The organism is Flavobacterium bomense, from assembly GCF_003970355.1.
Genome location: NZ_RYDJ01000001.1, coordinates 349,794 through 367,238, shown reverse-complemented (window position 1 = coordinate 367,238; position 17,445 = coordinate 349,794). Strand labels below are relative to the sequence as shown.

The following is a 17,445-nucleotide window of genomic DNA, read 5'->3' as shown; positions in this document are numbered from 1 at the left end:
ACAAAACCCTGAAAACACATACGAATGCTTTCAGGGCTGAATTATTTATTTTTATGATTCTTTAATAACTCCAAGGCTTCACAGCGTAGTTTCACGTGGAACAATTTTTAGTAACCAGTATTCCGTTTTTAGCACTTCCGAGAAACTGAATACTGCGACTGAATACTGATCACTAAACTAGCGTCCCATATAAATCAACAACACCGAAACATCACTTGGTGACACACCGCTGATTCTTGATGCTTGCGAAATGGTAACAGGACGAATCTTGCTTAGTTTTTGTTTGGCCTCAATTGACATGGACTTAATTTTATCATAATCAAAATTTTCAGGGATTTTAACATCTTCTAAACGAAGTAACTTATCAGCATTATTTCTTTCTTTTTCTATGTAACCAGAATATTTCACTTGGATTTCGGCTTGTTCTAAAATTTCTTGATCCACATCATTGGCGGCAACATAAGCTAGTACTTTCTCGAATTTCATCATGTCCTCTAAATCAATTTGCGGACGTGAAAACACTTTGAACATCTTATCCCCTTGCGAAATCAGCGCCGTCTCTTTTGCTTCTAAAACAGGATTTGCTTCCGCAACCGAAACACTCGTTTCTTTGAAGAAAGCCACCATTTTTTCGGATTCATTTAGTTTGTGTTCCATTCTGCGCAAACGTGCTTCTGAGGCCAAACCTATTTCATGTGACATGGGAGTTAATCTAAAATCGGCATTGTCCTGACGCAACAGCGTTCTATATTCTGCTCGAGACGTAAACATTCTATATGGTTCTTCAGTTCCTTTCGTAATTAAATCATCAATTAAAACTCCGATATAGGCTTCGTCTCTTTTTAAAATTAAGGGTGCTTTTTCATGCACTTTCAAATGCGCATTTATTCCGGCCATCAGTCCTTGAGAAGCTGCTTCTTCATATCCTGTAGTTCCGTTTATTTGACCAGCGAAATACAATCCTTCAATAAGTTTTGTTTCCAAAGTATGCTTCAATTGTGTCGGCGGGAAATAATCATATTCAATTGCATATCCCGGACGAAAGAATTTTACTTTTTCAAATCCTACAACAGAACTCAATGCCTTGAATTGAATATCCTCAGGAAGCGACGTTGAAAATCCATTCACATAAACTTCACAAGTATTCCATCCTTCTGGTTCTACAAACAGTTGATGTCTTTCTTTATCCGCAAAACGATTAATTTTATCTTCAATCGACGGACAATATCTTGGCCCAAGACTTTTTATTCTACCGTTAAACATTGGCGAACGATCAAAACCTTCTCTCAAAATATCGTGAACTTCAAGAGAGGTATAGGTCATATGACACGATTTTTGATGAATCAACGGTGAGGTCACATCTGAATAGGAAAATTTATCCGGCTTCGCATCTCCTTTTTCTTCATTCATTTTTGAATAATCCAAAGATCGTCCATCAACTCTTGGAGGCGTTCCTGTTTTCATTCGTCCTGATTGAAACCCAGCAGCAACTAAATCTTCAGTAATTCCATGTGCAGCACTCTCGCCTGCTCTTCCACCACCAAATTGTTTTTCGCCAATATGAATCAATCCATTCAGGAAAGTTCCATTAGTCAACACAACCGACTTAGACCGAATCTCTACTCCTAGCGAAGTTCGGATTCCTTTTATTTTTCCGTTTTCAATAATCAAACCTTTCACCATTTCCTGATAAAAGTCAAGATTTGGAGTTCCTTCAAGCATCATTCTCCACTCCTCGGCAAAACGCATTCGATCACTTTGAACACGCGGAGACCACATTGCAGGACCTTTGGATTTGTTCAGCATCTTGAACTGGATTGCAGTTCTATCCGAAACAATTCCAGAGTACCCCCCAAGCGCATCAATCTCGCGTACAATTTGTCCTTTAGCAATTCCACCCATAGCTGGGTTGCATGACATTTGGGCAATATTCTGCAAACTCATTGTTACCAGTAAGGTTTTAGAACCAAGATTTGCAGCAGCGGCAGCAGCCTCAGAACCGGCGTGTCCTGCGCCCACAACTATCACATCATATTCATTTAAAAACATCTTCTTTATAATTTAATCCGTATTAAGGATTGTGATTTTGAAATCTATTTAATTGTTCCACGTGAAACATTATATACTCAATTTTCAAATCTAAACTAAATGTTCCACGTGAAACACTTTAGATTAAAATAAAGAAAACACTATTATTTCACCTAAAACATAGCGATTTTTTCATCTTCTTTACTACGCATTAAAAGCTCCTCCGACTCTCCTTTGTCTTTGTAGCCACAGTAATGTAAAATTCCGTGAACTAAAACGCGTTTTAATTCTTGCTCAAAAGAGACATTGAAATCAGCGGCATTGTCTTTCACTCTTTCGACAGAAACAAAAATATCACCGTGCAACTCATTACCCATAGAATAATCAAAACTAATTATATCTGTTAGCGTATCATGATTCAAATATTCTACATTGATTTTATGTAGATACTCATCATCACAAAAGATGTAATTAATCTCTCCTTCTTTCTTGTTTTCTGAAGTAATAACATTTTCCAACCAAGCTACAACAGCTTCTTCGTTGTCTAAATTAAAGTCGGTTTCGTAATTAAAATTGATCATTTTTTATTAAAATATTCTTGAACTTTTTGATTAAAATTCGAGCGTAAAGGTAAGGATTGTCTATTTAATATTTCTATGCTATTCAAATAATCTAATAAAGCTGCCGGAAGCACATTAGATGGGTTTTTAAACTCCTTTTTATTGGTTTCGGATTGGCGTTTGTTTTCTTCACCTTGTTGCTGAATAGCGGAATTTAATTTCAACAATTCCTGTTTCACATTCAATATCTTTTGAAGCGTTTCGTTCTTAAAACCTTTGTTTAATAATTGCTTTTCAATTTGCTTCATTTGTTCCAAAGCGCTTTGTCCATTACCAACCAATCCTTGTTTATTTAATTCGTTTTGCAATGCTTCCCTTAATTGCTTTTGTTCTTTGTAAATTTCCATTATAGCTTGTGCATCACCTTCTCCGCCCTCACCCTTTTGTCCCGGTTTTCCTTGATTTCCTTGTTTACCATTTTGTCCTTTTGGACCGTCCCCATACTTATCTCCTTTCTTAATTCCGTCTTTCATTTTCTCGCCAAGACCTTCTTGTTTTTTAATAATATCCGGCAATTGCATTCCTTGTCCTTGACCTAGCTTCGGTTTCCCAGAACCCATTCCTGACATTTGCATTTGCATATTGTAAAGCATGTCACTGAGAAAATCTGCTAGTTTGTTAGCCGATGAAATCGAATATTGTTGGTGAGACAAACCTTTTGGAACTTGAGCGTCGGTTAAACTGGATAACGATTTGTCGACGTTGTAAACTACATTACCAATTTCTTTGGTAATATCCTCCGCAATTTTAGGATTACGCAAGGACATCGCAAATAAACTATCGTCAACATGCTTGAACTGTTGCTTTAAATCCTGTTGAAGTTTTATGTTTTTATTGAACGCTGGAGACCCTGATTTATGCCTTTTGAACTGATTCATCAAATCTTCCTGTGACAAAGAAAAAGCTAATAAATTGTCTGCGATTTGTCGCAACATGACAACATCTTCCTGCAACTGTTCCATATCTCCTTTATCCAAAGTTTGCGCCATTTTTTGCGCCATCTCTATCATCTTTTTAGAAGCACTTTTTTGGTTTGGTTTGGCTTTATCCTTTTTATCTTTCTTCAATTCCTCAGAAGCTTTCTTTAAATCATCATCAATGCTTTTTTCTTTAGCATCATCTTTTGGTAAATCCAATGGTGATTTTAATTCCTTATTTTCTTTTTCCAAATCATTTAAATCTAATTGAATTTTATCAAACTCCGCATTAATATCTTCCTGTTTATCCAGTTTATTTTCATTTTCATCATCAGATAATTTGTTTAGTTTTTTAGAAAGCTTGTCCAGTTTTTCACCTAACTGTTCCGCTTTCTTTTCAACATAAAATCTCTTAGTCAACTCTACCAACTGTTCTAAATTCTTAGTTTGGTTTTTACTGTTTTGTTTAAAAATATCCAACTTGGTCAACAACTCTTCATTCTGGATTTTATCGTTAAGTTCTTTCAACTCATCTAAAAGCTTTTGGTTTTTTTCCAATTGTTTTTCCGATTTGTCCATTCGGTTTTGAAGCACTTCTTTTAATTCATCTTTTTTATCCGTTTTGAATTGCTCCAAATTGTCATTCATTTTTTTTGTAAATTCTTTCATCATCTCATCCTGTTTCATTTGACGCTTGATAAAATCATTTACTTTTTGCTGATCTTTGAAATCCAAATTTTCTTTCTCTTTTCCGGTTTTTTGAAACTTTTCTATATCGGCCATTTGCTTGTCCTGGTTTTTTAACGACTTCTCTAAACTGTTAATGTTGTCGTTTTGCTGCTGCAAAATTTGATCTTCCTTTTCTTCATCTGTGGAAACACGATTAGTGAAGACCATAGACTTCGTACTTTTAAAATTGTGAATCGCATCATTATCAAAAACTTCAAAATAATACTCATAAGAAACCCCTTGCTCCACCGGAAGATTACTTGGAAACGAAAATACAAATTGGTCAAAAGAACTTTTTTTAATGGCAATTGTTCCACGTTTGGCAGTTTGCGGTTTCTCTATTTCGTAATAAACAATCTGAAGTCTAGACAAACCATAATCATCCGTGATTTGGCCTAAAACATAGTTCTTAGCAATCTTCAAACTGTCCGGTGTATTGTTCACATTGATCGTTGGGAACTGATCTTTGATAACTGTAAGCTGATAATTGAGTTTTTCGTGGTTTTTTACCTTATCATTTGAAGTAAATATTTGATAATCTGTATTTTGAAGTATATTTTTAGATAAAATAAAGGAGTTTTCTGTTTTCGAAAAAGAAGATTTGGAAATTCCGCTCATCCACGCAATATTTTGGGTCGCTTGAGTTTCTATTTTCCAAGTTACACGCGTTCCTTCAGGAATAACAGCATTTCCAGTTCCATTTATAGTTTCTGCTTTTTTATTCAAATATGAAGGAAAGTTCAATTGCATTTCGAAATTAGCAATCAAAGGAACGGTTATCACTTTCAATTCATAATCCGGAGAAGAAATAGCATTTCCCTCCACGTGAAACAAAATATTTCCTGAAGGCTTTGCCATCTTAAATTGAAATTCTCCAGCTTTCGATGATTCCATGAAATAACTTTCATCGCCAATGAAAATCATTGCATTCTCCGGAGCTATCTTTCCTTCGGTTTTAATGCGAAGGATAAAATCCTTTCCTTGTTCGGTTTGTAAATTCGAATTTAAAACAACGAATTTAAAAGGAGCCGGTGGCAAAAAAGCCGAATTGAAATGTACTACTCTATTCAAACTTTGAGAAATCATGCTGCTGTTTCCAGAAAAATAAAAGAAAGCATATAACAAAATTGGAATTAAAGCCAAAGGAAAATACTTTCTGTTAACATTATAATTTATGGCGTTCCCAAAAGGAATTGGTTGCAATGCATTGGCTTTTTGTTCAATCGAAGCAGCTAATAACTCCGATTTACTTTGATGAATATCCGAATCTGCCAATTGTAAGAAATTTGTCAACTTATCACTCACTTCCGTAAAATGATTTCCAATAATTTCCGAAGCCTGATTGTAATCGATTCCTTTTTGAAGTTTGAATAATTTAAAAATGGGAAACAAAATAAAACGGAACAACAAATAGACTTCTACTCCAATGAAAGTCCAAAATAAAATGGTTCTTCCTATTGGCTTGAGCCAAAGAAAATATTCGACAAAAAGCGTAAAAAGGAAATACAACAATCCTAAACCGACAAAGAAAATAGTTCCCCGTATCAATTCGTTGGTATAAAACTTCCTGATGAAAGCTTCTAATTTTAGATAAATAAATTCATGAGTTTCCAAAATTTATGCTTTGTTTGTTGTAACCAATAAAAGTAATAATTTATATGCTGGCAATTATCCAAATTCCAAAATATCTGAATCAAAGATTGAAGTCTCTTGGCAAACAGAATCAACGTTTTTACCGCTAATTCGCTAATTTTTATAAAAAAATCTATATTAAATAAACCACTTGATGTAGAATTGCACTAATTAACATCCTAAAATACAAAATTTAGTTTTTCTAAAAATAAATTTGCGGATTTGCGGTTCTTTTAAAAACTGATGTGTTTGCCTACTTGAATTTGTATCTTTGCAAAAAAAATACAGCAATGTCTAGACAAGTTCGGGTGCGTTTTGCACCAAGTCCAACGGGACCTTTACATATTGGCGGAGTTCGTACCGCATTATTCAATTATTTGTTTGCCAAAAAAAACAATGGTGTCTTCTTCCTGAGAATTGAAGATACAGACCAAAATCGTTTTGTTCCCGGAGCCGAAGAATATATCATGGAAGCGCTAGAATGGTTAGGAATTGCACCCGATGAGACTATTGGTAAAAATGAAAAATTTGGTCCATACCGTCAAAGCGAAAGAAAAGAATTGTACCAACAATATGCTGCTGAATTAATCAATTCTGGAAATGCGTATTATGCTTTTGATACAGCCGAAACATTGGATTCAGCAAGAAAATTAGAAGAAGATCAAGGGAACACCTTTATTTACAATCATACTAACAGAGAAAAACTAGATACCTCCTTAGTGATTTCTGCAGATGAAACTGCTAAAAGAATTGCTGATGGAGAGCATTATGTCATCCGTTTTAAAACTCCAGTGAATGAAACCTTGCATCTGCATGACATAATTCGTGGCGATGTGAAATTTGAAACGAATCTTTTAGACGATAAAGTATTGTTCAAAAGTGACGGAATGCCAACGTACCATTTGGCTAATATTGTGGATGATCATTTAATGGAAACATCACATGTAATTCGCGGTGAAGAATGGTTACCATCAATGCCTTTGCACGTTTTGTTGTACAGAGCATTTGGTTGGGAAGCACCGGAATTTGCACATTTACCATTGATTATGAAACCTGTTGGGAACGGAAAATTATCCAAGCGTGACGGTGATAAAATGGGATTTCCTGTATTTCCATTAGATTGGAAAACTACAGAAGGCATTTCATCTGGTTACAGAGAAAAAGGATTTTTCCCGGAAGCCGTAATCAACTTTTTAGCATTATTAGGTTGGAACGATGGAACGGATAAAGAATTATTCTCGCTGGAGGAATTAGTGGAAGCATTTGACTTGAACAGAGTTCATAAAGCTGGAGCTAAATTTGATCCAGAAAAAAACAAATGGTTCAATCACCAGTATTTAATAAAGCGGGAAGATGCAACTTTGGCGAAAGCCTATACTCCTATTTTAGCTGAAAAAGGTTTCTCGACTGCGCTCGAAATGACAAAGTTGACCAAAATAGTTTCTTTAATCAAAGAACGTGCGGATTTCGTTTCAGAATTTTGGGAAATGAGCGATTTCTTTTTTGTGGCTCCAACAGCCTATGATGAAAAAGCAAGCAAAAATTGGAAAGCAGAAACTCCGGCATTGATGCAAGAATTAATTTCTGTTATAGAAGAAATCACCGATTTCACTTCGATGAACACAGAAACAATTGTCAAAGATTGGATGACAAAAAATGAAATTGGAATGGGAAAAGTAATGCAACCGTTTCGATTGAGCTTGGTTGGCGCACTGAAAGGTCCTCACCTATTTGATATCGTTGAAGTAATAGGAAAAGACGAAACGATTAACAGAATTCAAAAAGCAATTGCTACTCTTTAAAACTAATAAAGCTTCTAGCCTTTTGAAGGCTAGAAGCTTTATATTTTATACAATTCACAAGTAAAATTTTACAAATAAATTATCATATTTCCGTTTAGTATTCCAGGATTTCCTTTGAAGTTGACTCCTAAATTCTTGTTGTTCCATTTTTAAAGCATATTATTGACTCCATATTGATAGGAAACATTAGCTCTAAAATGACGAACGCCAAAAGTGATTCTAACAGTTGGATAACAATTAAAATTAGAAATCTCCCTAATATCTTTGACTAACAACGTTGTACCAGAAATAACATTATTTTCATCTGTATTATCTATATTTAATTTTCCATTTACTTGAACAATTGGGCCAAACTCAATACTCAAATGATTTTCAACAAGTTTATAACTCACTTGTAAAGACACTTGAGCTGACGCCAATTTATAGTTGACATCTTCCTTAGCCAAAGTAAAAGCGTTTGTTGCAACAGAAAAATTATTCTCGCTAAATTGAATGTTATACACCATGTCCCAATTATTATAAAAATTTCCCCGCATAGAAAGTCCGGCATTCCAACCCAATTCAGGTTTAGTTTGAAAGTTATTCGTGTTCAGGGTAAATTGGTTGACTCCAAAACTAATCCCTACTCTATTGGAATCCTGTTATTTGTATTAGGCATAAGTACTTATTGAAATGAAAACACAAACTAAAGCAAACAAAATATTTCTCATATTATTTGAAATTTACAAGAACAAACCTAAAGATTTTTTGTAAATTGTCGGATATTTATTTAACTAAAAAAAACATTATGAACATTCCATTAATAGTACTCTTAGTAGTTGGATTTTTTATTTTACTTTCCTCTTTTTTTACTGTCAAACAGCAAACAGCTGCAGTAGTAGAACGATTTGGAAGGTTTTTAAACATTAGACAATCAGGTTTACATCTAAAAATTCCTTTAATCGACCGAATTGCAGGTCGCGTTAATCTTAAAATACAGCAATTAGACGTCATAATTGAAACAAAAACCAAAGACAATGTTTTTGTGAAACTAAAAGTTTCGGTTCAATTTATGGTTATCAAAGAAACCGTTTATGATGCTTTTTATAAACTGGAATATCCACACGATCAAATAACATCTTATGTGTTTGATGTGGTTCGTGCCGAAGTTCCAAAGCTAAAACTGGATGATGTTTTTGAAAGAAAAGACGATATCGCCATTGCTGTAAAAAGAGAATTAAATGAAGCCATGACTACGTATGGTTATACGATTATCAATACATTGGTAACAGATATCGATCCGGATATTCAAGTGAAAAATGCGATGAACAGAATTAATGCAGCTGATAGAGAAAAAACTGTTGCAGGATTTGAAGCCGAAGCCTCCAGAATTAGAATTGTAGCTAAAGCCGAAGCCGAAGCAGAAAGCAAACGATTACAAGGACAAGGTATTGCGAACCAAAGAAGAGAAATTGCTAAAGGTTTAGTAGAGAGTGTAGATGTTTTGAACAGAGTTGGTATCAACTCCCAAGAAGCTTCAGCATTGATAGTGGTTACACAACATTATGATACGCTACAAGCGATTGGAGCAGATTCTAATTCTAATTTAATTTTATTACCCAATTCACCTCAAGCAGGAAGTGACATGCTGAATAACATGATTGCCTCTTTCAGCGCTTCCAATCAAGTGGGTGAAATGATGAAAAAAGGTAATAGAAAACCAAATCCTAAAAAAGAAAATAAAACGGATTATCAATTACCTGAAAAACCAGAAGCTCCGGAAACGGAAGAATAATTTAAATTCAAATCATAAAAAAAGAGGCTCATCAGCCTCTTTTTATTTTTTTTATCCACTTAATCACAAATGGTAATGCAATGGTCAATAGCGATCCGTACGAACCTGAAAATGCATTTAAGGATGATCCTATGACACCACTCACAATATTTGAGGGGGTTAAACTCTCTTTTGTTTTTTGAAAACCATACGCTAATTTTTGATAACTGATTTCTTTTTCAATCCTTAAAATTTCCAGTTCTCTTTCAATTTGAGCATAGGATGAATATTTTTTGGTTTCCATAAATTAGTCGTTAAAAAAGATTTCTGAAAATTTCTCTAAAATGGGTCCTTCAATAATTCTATCTTTAATAGTAAATAAAAGCATTGTCAGTACAAGATAAATTCCACCAACTATTAAAAACCCATAGGCATAACTATCTAAAGCTATTCCAATAGCAAATGCTGCCGCAACAGAACAAAACAATAAAACCATACTAAAGCAAAGTAAAATCAAAGACATTTTTATGATCATTGTCGTTGATTTCATTGCAAGCTTAAAGCCTCTTAATTTATAATAAGCAGCGGTAGCTTCCAAATATTCTTTAGCCTGTTCTTGAATGTTTTCTGTGTTTTCTTTTAGTTCTTCAAAAGCCATGTACTTATTTTTAGATTTTAATACTAAATTAAATCAAAATTACTTTTGAAGTTTGGCGTTTTGAGATTTTAATTCCGCCAATTTTTCTTCTAAGAAAGAAATGACATCATCCGTCTTGTGACTCATATTAGACACTAGCTCCTCATAAGTTCCTTCCAGATCGTATTTAGCAAGCGAAAACTTATCTTTCAATTCTAAAGATACACTATCAAATCTGTTTTTTAATTCATTTTTAGCATCCTCAAAACCATCTTTAAATTTTTCTCTAGTTCTAGAGCCTTTATCCGGAGCGAATAAAATTCCTACTCCTGCACCTATAGCTACACCTGTTAAAAGAGCCAATACTGTATTTCCTGTATTATTCGACATGATTCTTACTTTTATACGTTCGTTTTATAAAGATACATATTTATAAACAACAACCCGTTAACAACTCGTTAAAGTGTAATTATACAAGACCAAAAGCAAATAAAAGCAAGCTCTTGTGTGTTTTTTTAAATTCTATAAAAGATGTTGTTTATGCTATAAAAGACGTTTAAAATCAATATATGGATGTTGTTTCCGATTAGATAAAAATATTAAAAATAGTATTTCTATAAAAAATTACTATACCAATCAAAAATCCTCTAAAAAGAGGATTTTTGATTGGTAAAACTATTTTAGCAATATGTTCTTAAAATGTAAGATCATTTAATACCTGTAGCACTTTATCGTTTTTTTCATTATTTTTCATTTCTGAAAGTTGTGTTTGAAAAAGACTAAAATTACCGCCGTCCTTTTGTAAGTTTTCGATAACTAAAATTCGAACCGCTGCCAATTGGCTTTTCAATGACATCGAATATAATTTTGTTAAAGACTCTTCATCAATATCTTTTATATTAACCTTATCAGAATGCAGTAAAATCAAATTAGAAAACAATAACGAGTTATTATCATTCTTAATATTTTTGACAATAGTCTGAATAATTAAACTGTAATTATCTATACTTTTTATATTAGTCACAATGTTGTTTAAAATCAAATTGGCATTGTTTTCATCCTTTTCTTTTACATATTTATTGATTTCTTTTTGCGTGTTCATCAATAAATTTTCTTCTTTTTTGCCCTTTTCTTCCCAAGCATCTTTTAATCCAACGGTTTTATTGAAGACAATTTTGCCTTCAGTTGAATCTTTATCCACATTGAAGTAACCCAATCGTTGAAACTGAAATTTATCTCCGGATTGTACCGTTGCCAAACTTGGTTCTACAAATCCTTTTACAATTTGTAACGAACCAGGATTCATAAATTCCAAGAAGTTTTTCTCTTTATGACTGTCTGGCGCTTCATCGATAAACAAGCGATCGTAGAGCCGAACTTCCGTCTCTAGAGCGTGTTGTATAGAAACCCAATGCAGGGTTCCGGCCACTTTTCGTTGACTGGCTTCGCTCCCGCTCCCGCTCCTGCTGTCTTCATCATACGTTACATGAATTTCAGTAATATTACCCGCAGCATCTTTTACAACACGCTCCCCTTTAATAATATAGGCGTTTTTAAGACGTACTTCTCTGCCTAAACTCAATCGGAAAAATTTGGCAGGAGCCTCTTCTAGAAAGTCTTCTTTTTCAATAAATAATTCTCTTGAAAAAGGAACTTTCCTAAATCCTGCACTTTCATCTTCCTGATTGTTTTCGGCATCAAGCCATTCTTCTTTGTCATCCGGATAATTTGTGATGACTAATTTTATAGGATCTAAAACCGCCATAACTCTTGGAGCGGTTTTATTCAAATCTTCACGCAGGCAAAATTCCAAAAGTGAAAAATCAATTATATTTTCTCTTTTGGCAACACCAATACTATCACAAAACTTACGAATAGAAGCTGCGGTATATCCTCTTCTTCGCAATCCTGAAATTGTTGGCATTCTAGGATCATCCCAACCGTTTACAATATTTTCCTGTACTAATTGCAACAGTTTTCGTTTGCTCATTACCGTGTAGTTCAAGTTCAAACGGGCAAATTCATATTGTTGTGGTCGTACTTTTGAGTCATCATAAATTTGGTCTAAAAACCAGTTGTATAATTCTCGGTGCATTACAAATTCAAGCGTACAAATAGAATGCGAAATTTGCTCGATATAATCGCTTTCTCCGTGTGCATAATCATACATTGGATAAATATTCCATTGATTGCCTGTCCTGTGATGGTGACGGTGTAAAATACGATACATCAATGGATCTCGCATCAACATATTAGTAGATGCCATATCAATTTTCGCACGTAAAACATGACTTCCTTCCGGAAAATCTCCATTTTTCATTCCTTCAAATAAAATGAGATTTTCTTCTATAGTACGGTTTCTGAAAGGCCCATCTACACCTGCTTGTGTTGGCGTTCCTTTTTGCAATGCCATCTTTTCCGAGGATTGGCTGTCTATATATGCTTTTCCCTTTTTAATCATCAAAATTGCCCAGTCATACAATTGCTGAAAATAATCAGAAGAATACAATTCCTCGGTCCAGTTAAATCCCAACCATTTTAAATCTTCTTTGATGGCGTCTACATATTCCTGCTCTTCTTTAGCAGGATTGGTATCATCAAAACGCAAGTTAACCGGTGCATTGTACTTTAATCCTAAACCAAAATTCAAGCAAATTGATTTAGCATGACCAATATGTAAATAGCCATTAGGCTCCGGCGGAAAACGAAAACGTAATTTATCTTTAGGAAAACCGTTAGATAAACTGTCTTCAATGATTTGTTCTATAAAATGGAGCGATTTTTCTTCAGTTGACATTTTTTTGTTTTATTTTAGCAAAGATAAAAAAAGTTTGAGGTTAAAGGTTTAAAGTTTCCATAGAAACCTTTGAAAAATTAGCGATTCCTCTTTACATTATACGCTTTACACAAAAAAATAAAATAATGGGAATTATAAAACTTAAAAATATCCGCACCTACTCCTACCACGGTTGCTTGATCGAGGAAGGAAAAATTGGGTCAGACTATATTGTAAATTTAGAAGTTAAGACTGATTTGAGAAAATCCAGTATTACAGATGATTTGAAAGACACGGTGGATTATGTGCTCTTAAATCATATCGTTGTAGAAGAAATGGCGATTCGTTCAGACTTATTAGAACATGTGGCACACCGAATCTTAACGCGAATCTTTGAAGAAATTCCGGAAATTTCCAGAATTATTGTGGCGGTTTCTAAACTAAACCCCCCTATTGGTGGTGATGTTGAAGCAGTTACTATTGAATTGGAAGAATATAGAAGCTAAATTAAAAATATTTTTTAAAACTTTTAAACTTTAAACTTTTAAACTTTAAACTTTTTGAGTACTTTTGCCGTCCATTCAACAGGGCGTCGTGGCCGAGTGGCTAGGCTGGGCTCTGCAAAAGCTCCTACTCCGGTTCGAATCCGGACGATGCCTCTAAAACCTTCAAAGCAATTTGGAGGTTTTTTTTATGTCTAATTTTTAGGAAAATTAGGGTTCGAATCCGGATAAAATATAAAACCTTTAAAACACTTTAGTTTTTTTTTGACTCAAATTTTTACCATTAAGAAACTACATTTTATTAAGACTTAAGACTTAATTTTTCTTAATTTCTTAATGGTTTAAAAAAACGTAATAGACTTTAATTATCTATTTTATCAAATGCTTTTTTTACCAATTCTTTTTCTTCCGGAAACCAACCTTGGGTGATCAAAACCATCCCAAAAACCATCATTACAATACTGATTCCTTTTTTAATTTTAAGGATGTTATTAGGGGTAAGTTTTGTTTTTAATTGTTTAGCTAATCCAATTTTGATACAATCTATAAATAAATAGGTTCCAATAACTGCAATAAAAAAAGTGACCATTCTAAATGTTTGCATTTCTAGTTTTGGTCCTACTGAAATAATAATAGCCAACCAAAAACCAAGTACACCTATATTGATAATATTTAACAAAAAACCTTTTATAAAAAGGCTTAAATAATTTTTTTTAACTATTTCCTTATCGATAATGTCTGTATTTATTTTCTCTTCTTTTTTTAATTGCAGGAAAGAAATTACACCATAAGCGAGCATCAACACACCTCCAAAAATAAAAAGTGCTGGTTGGTCTTTTAAACTTTGAATTAACCGGTAACTGCCTAAATAAGCAATTCCGATGAAAACAATATCTCCTAAAATTACGCCTAAATCAAATATTAAAGCCGCTCTAAATCCTTTTATAATACTTGTTTCCAGTAAAATAAAAAAAACAGGGCCAATCATAAAACTTAAGAAAATTCCCCAAGGAATACCAGCTAGAATATCGTTTATCATTAAATATCTAAATTTATTGGTATGAAAAATAAACTAAAATACTAATTTTTCTCTAAGATAGTGCCACCAATGAAAACATTTTGGTTAATCTGTTTTGGTTTTCCATAGATAAAAATTGAGCCTCCAGCTTTTACTTTTGCATCCACTAATATTGTGGCATGAATTTCTGATTGTCCTCCTGCAGTAACACTTATGGTTGTTTGAGAAGTCTCTAAATCCTTAGCATTAAGAATTCCGCCCGAGGTAATTACAACATCTTGATTTTTGGCTCTACCGGATACTGAAACTATTCCTCCTGCATTCGCTTTCACTTCTACTTTATCAACATCAATTTCTAACTTTATTTCGCCTCCAGATTTTGCATTTAAATCTAATACTGTTTGTTTAAAATCAGAGTCACTTGATACATAACTTCCCTCGCTTACAGCAATACTTTGCAAGGTTTTAAAATATAACTTAACTTTAATATCATCTCCAGATAATAATTTAGGGAAAGGCATTCTGATTTTTAATTCACCGTTCTTATTCACCGTTTCCACTTCATCTGCACGAGCACCGGTTATAATAATTTTGTTTTCTGAGGCTGCAATTAATTTAACACTGATTTTATCAAATACTTTTACTTCATCAAAATCTCCTAAATTTCTGGTTATCTGAGCATTTGTTATTTGACTTAAAAATATAAAAGCAATAATCACTAATTTTTTACTCCTATTTCTAATATTTATTTTTTGGTATTGCTTCGCCAGTTCGTTAGCACTCGTGTCGTGAATATTTGATTTCATTTTTTTTATTTTAATGGTTCTCCAATTCTTCTTAAAAAATTAAAATCCAGTTGTTTTTTAACTAAATCAGCATTTTTTACTTTAACATAAATTTCATCTCCTAATTGTAACAATTTTCCAGAAGTTGCACCAGTAAGTGCGTATTGTTTTTCATCAAAGGTGTAATAATCGTCTTTTATATCCCTGATTCTACACATTCCTTCACATTTATTTTCGATAATTTCTACATAAATTCCCCATTCTGTCACACCGGAAATTACACCCAAAAATTCCTCGTCCTGATGATCTTGCATGTATTTGACCTGCATGTACTTAATAGAATCACGTTCAGCATTAGTTGCTAAACCTTCCATTGTGGACGAATGAACGCATTTTGTTTCATACGTTTCTTCATCTACTGATTTACCTCCGTCCAGATAATGTTGCAACAAACGATGCACCATCACATCCGGATAACGACGAATTGGTGATGTAAAATGCGAATAATAATCAAAAGCTAAACCATAATGTCCTATGTTATCCGTTGAATATTTGGCTTTACTCATACTTCTAATCGCAAGGGTATCAATTAAATTTTGTTCTTTTTTACCATTTACATCTTCCATTAATTTATTTAAAGCTTGTGAAATAGAACCTTGCTTAAAATCAATTTTATGTCCAAACTTAGCAATAACAGCTTGCATTGCAAAAAGTTTATCCTCATTGGGTTCATCGTGAATTCTGTAAATAAACGTTTTCTTTTGTTTTCCAATGTATTCCGCTACTTTTCTGTTGGCTAAAAGCATGAATTCTTCAATCAGATGATTGGCATCTTTCGAAACTTTAAAATAAACGCCTTGCGGTTCACCGGCTTCGTCTAAATTAAATTTCACTTCCACTTTATCAAAAGTAATAGCTCCTTCAGCCATTCTTCTTTTTCTAAGAATTTTAGCTAATTCATCCATTTTTAGCGTCGCAGCGACAATTTCTTTCGAAACTTGATACGAACTTGCCGTGATCGAAATTTCTGATGGAATCACATCGTCTTTGGTCTCTATGATATACTGCGCTTCTTCATACGCAAAACGTTGATCAGAGTAAATTACCGTTCGACCAAACCATTGGTTGATAACCTCGGATGTTTCGTTAATTTCAAATATAGCCGAAAACGTATATTTTTCTTCATTTGGTCTCAACGAACACGCAAAGTTTGATAATACTTCGGGTAACATTGGCACTACTCTATCTACTAAATAAACTGATGTTGCTCTTTGATACGCTTCATCATCCAGGATTGTTCCTTCTTGTAAATAATGCGAAACATCAGCAATGTGAATACCAATTTCGTAATTACCATTTTCTAGTTTTTTAAATGAAAGTGCATCATCAAAATCCTTCGCATCTTTTGGATCAATTGTAAAAGTCAACGTATCTCGCATATCGCGACGTTTAGCAATTTCATTTTCTTCTATTGAAGTATCAATTTTTTGTGCAAACATTTCTACTTCAATAGGAAACTCTGACGGCAAACCATATTCTGCAAGAATGGCATGAATTTCTGTATCGTGTTCCCCTGGTTTTCCTAAAACTTTTATTACGGAACCAAAAGGACTATCAGCTCTGGCCGGCCAATCTTCAATGTGTACCAAAACGACATCACCTTGTTCGGCCTCGCCTATTTTATCCTTTGGAATAAAAATATCGGTATACATTTTTGGATTTGCAGTAGAAACAAAAGCAAAATTAGCTTGAATGTCAATTACACCCACAAAATCTGTTTTATTTCTTTCAAGTACTTCAATTACTTCACCTTCGGGTCTTTTTCCTTTTCTGCGGTTGTATACATACACTTTGACAATGTCTTTATCTAAGGCGTGGTTCAAGTTATTGGTCGGGATAAAAACATCTTCTTCCATTTCAGCACAAACAAAATAAGCTGTTTTACGGCTTGTCATATCAATTTTACCCTCGTAATACTCCTTACTTTCTGCTTTTACTAAGTATTTACCCGGCTCTGATTCTATGATTTTGTTTTGCGAAGCCAGAATCTTCAAATCTTTTATAATTTGATTTCTGCTTTCGGTATCATCAAGCTCAAGTTTTGCTCCTATCTGTTTATAATTGAATGCTTTATTAGCACTTTGCGATAATATTTTTATTATTTTTTCAGAGAAATCTTTCTCTTTTTTTATCGGCTTTCTTAGTCTTTTACTCATAAATCGGTTCTTAAAAGTCTAAAATTACA

14 protein-coding genes and 1 tRNA gene are annotated in these 17,445 nt (G+C 33.6%); 4 read left to right on the top strand and 11 right to left on the bottom strand.

The window, feature by feature from the left end; all coding sequences use genetic code 11:
- Positions 1–177: 177 nt before the first annotated feature.
- From mnmG to EKL98_RS01615, 3 genes are all read right to left on the bottom strand, one after another.
- Complete coding sequence (gene mnmG / locus EKL98_RS01625; RefSeq protein ID WP_126561371.1) at positions 178–2,049, bottom strand: tRNA uridine-5-carboxymethylaminomethyl(34) synthesis enzyme MnmG; 1,872 nt, start codon at positions 2,047–2,049, stop codon at positions 178–180.
- 152 nt (positions 2,050–2,201) lie between these two features.
- Positions 2,202–2,609 carry an rRNA maturation RNase YbeY gene (gene ybeY, locus EKL98_RS01620; protein WP_126457751.1) on the bottom strand — a complete coding sequence of 136 codons (408 nt, stop codon included), beginning with the start codon at positions 2,607–2,609 and terminating at the stop codon, positions 2,202–2,204.
- Positions 2,606–5,908, bottom strand: a complete 3,303-nt coding sequence (locus EKL98_RS01615) for a hypothetical protein (protein ID WP_126561370.1) — start codon at positions 5,906–5,908, stop codon at positions 2,606–2,608. The genes ybeY and EKL98_RS01615 overlap by 4 nt, the downstream gene beginning before the upstream one ends.
- Before the next feature lie 308 nt (positions 5,909–6,216).
- Here EKL98_RS01615 and gltX point away from each other — a divergent pair, with 308 nt between their 5' ends.
- Complete coding sequence (gene gltX / locus EKL98_RS01610; protein WP_126561369.1) at positions 6,217–7,728, top strand: glutamate--tRNA ligase; 1,512 nt, start codon at positions 6,217–6,219, stop codon at positions 7,726–7,728.
- Between the two features lie 149 nt (positions 7,729–7,877).
- On the opposite strand, the gene EKL98_RS01605 is transcribed toward gltX, so the two are convergent.
- Positions 7,878–8,348, bottom strand: coding sequence for a PorT family protein (locus EKL98_RS01605; protein ID WP_262706905.1), 471 nt, complete (start codon positions 8,346–8,348; stop codon positions 7,878–7,880).
- A 167-nt stretch (positions 8,349–8,515) separates the two neighbouring features.
- On the opposite strand from EKL98_RS01605, the gene EKL98_RS01600 reads away from it, so the two are divergent.
- A complete protein-coding gene (locus EKL98_RS01600) occupies positions 8,516–9,502 on the top strand; it encodes an SPFH domain-containing protein (RefSeq protein ID WP_126457754.1) in 987 nt (328 codons plus the stop codon).
- A 31-nt stretch (positions 9,503–9,533) separates the two neighbouring features.
- Here the strand turns inward: EKL98_RS01600 and EKL98_RS01595 are convergent, their stop codons facing one another.
- The 4 genes from EKL98_RS01595 to EKL98_RS01580 form a co-directional block, all read right to left on the bottom strand.
- Positions 9,534–9,785, bottom strand: a complete 252-nt coding sequence (locus tag EKL98_RS01595) for a DUF6327 family protein (RefSeq protein ID WP_126457755.1) — start codon at positions 9,783–9,785, stop codon at positions 9,534–9,536.
- Positions 9,786–9,788: 3 nt separating this feature from the next.
- Entirely contained in the window at positions 9,789–10,139 is a 351-nt protein-coding gene (locus EKL98_RS01590) for a competence protein (RefSeq protein WP_126452310.1), read from the bottom strand.
- A 39-nt stretch (positions 10,140–10,178) separates the two neighbouring features.
- Complete coding sequence (locus tag EKL98_RS01585) at positions 10,179–10,508, bottom strand: YtxH domain-containing protein (RefSeq protein WP_126457756.1); 330 nt, start codon at positions 10,506–10,508, stop codon at positions 10,179–10,181.
- 304 nt (positions 10,509–10,812) lie between these two features.
- Positions 10,813–12,915 (bottom strand): glutamine--tRNA ligase/YqeY domain fusion protein, encoded by a 2,103-nt coding sequence (locus EKL98_RS01580; protein ID WP_126561368.1) that lies wholly within the window; start codon positions 12,913–12,915, stop codon positions 10,813–10,815.
- A 125-nt stretch (positions 12,916–13,040) separates the two neighbouring features.
- On the opposite strand from EKL98_RS01580, the gene folB reads away from it, so the two are divergent.
- The gene (gene folB, locus EKL98_RS01575) at positions 13,041–13,400 is read left to right on the top strand and encodes a dihydroneopterin aldolase (protein ID WP_126515293.1); all 360 of its coding nucleotides are present in this window, start codon (positions 13,041–13,043) and stop codon (positions 13,398–13,400) included.
- Between the two features lie 82 nt (positions 13,401–13,482).
- Positions 13,483–13,553, top strand: a tRNA-Cys gene (locus EKL98_RS01570).
- A gap of 205 nt (positions 13,554–13,758) precedes the next feature.
- On the opposite strand, the gene EKL98_RS01565 is transcribed toward EKL98_RS01570, so the two are convergent.
- Genes EKL98_RS01565 through rnr form a run of 3 tightly spaced genes read right to left on the bottom strand, consistent with a single transcriptional unit; the run spans position 13,759 to position 17,416 of the window.
- The gene (locus EKL98_RS01565) at positions 13,759–14,436 is read right to left on the bottom strand and encodes a LysE family translocator (RefSeq protein WP_126452318.1); all 678 of its coding nucleotides are present in this window, start codon (positions 14,434–14,436) and stop codon (positions 13,759–13,761) included.
- Positions 14,437–14,477: 41 nt separating this feature from the next.
- Positions 14,478–15,221, bottom strand: a complete 744-nt coding sequence (locus EKL98_RS01560; RefSeq protein ID WP_126561367.1) for a head GIN domain-containing protein — start codon at positions 15,219–15,221, stop codon at positions 14,478–14,480.
- A gap of 5 nt (positions 15,222–15,226) precedes the next feature.
- Positions 15,227–17,416, bottom strand: coding sequence for a ribonuclease R (gene rnr, locus EKL98_RS01555; RefSeq protein ID WP_126552836.1), 2,190 nt, complete (start codon positions 17,414–17,416; stop codon positions 15,227–15,229).
- Positions 17,417–17,445: the final 29 nt, after the last annotated feature.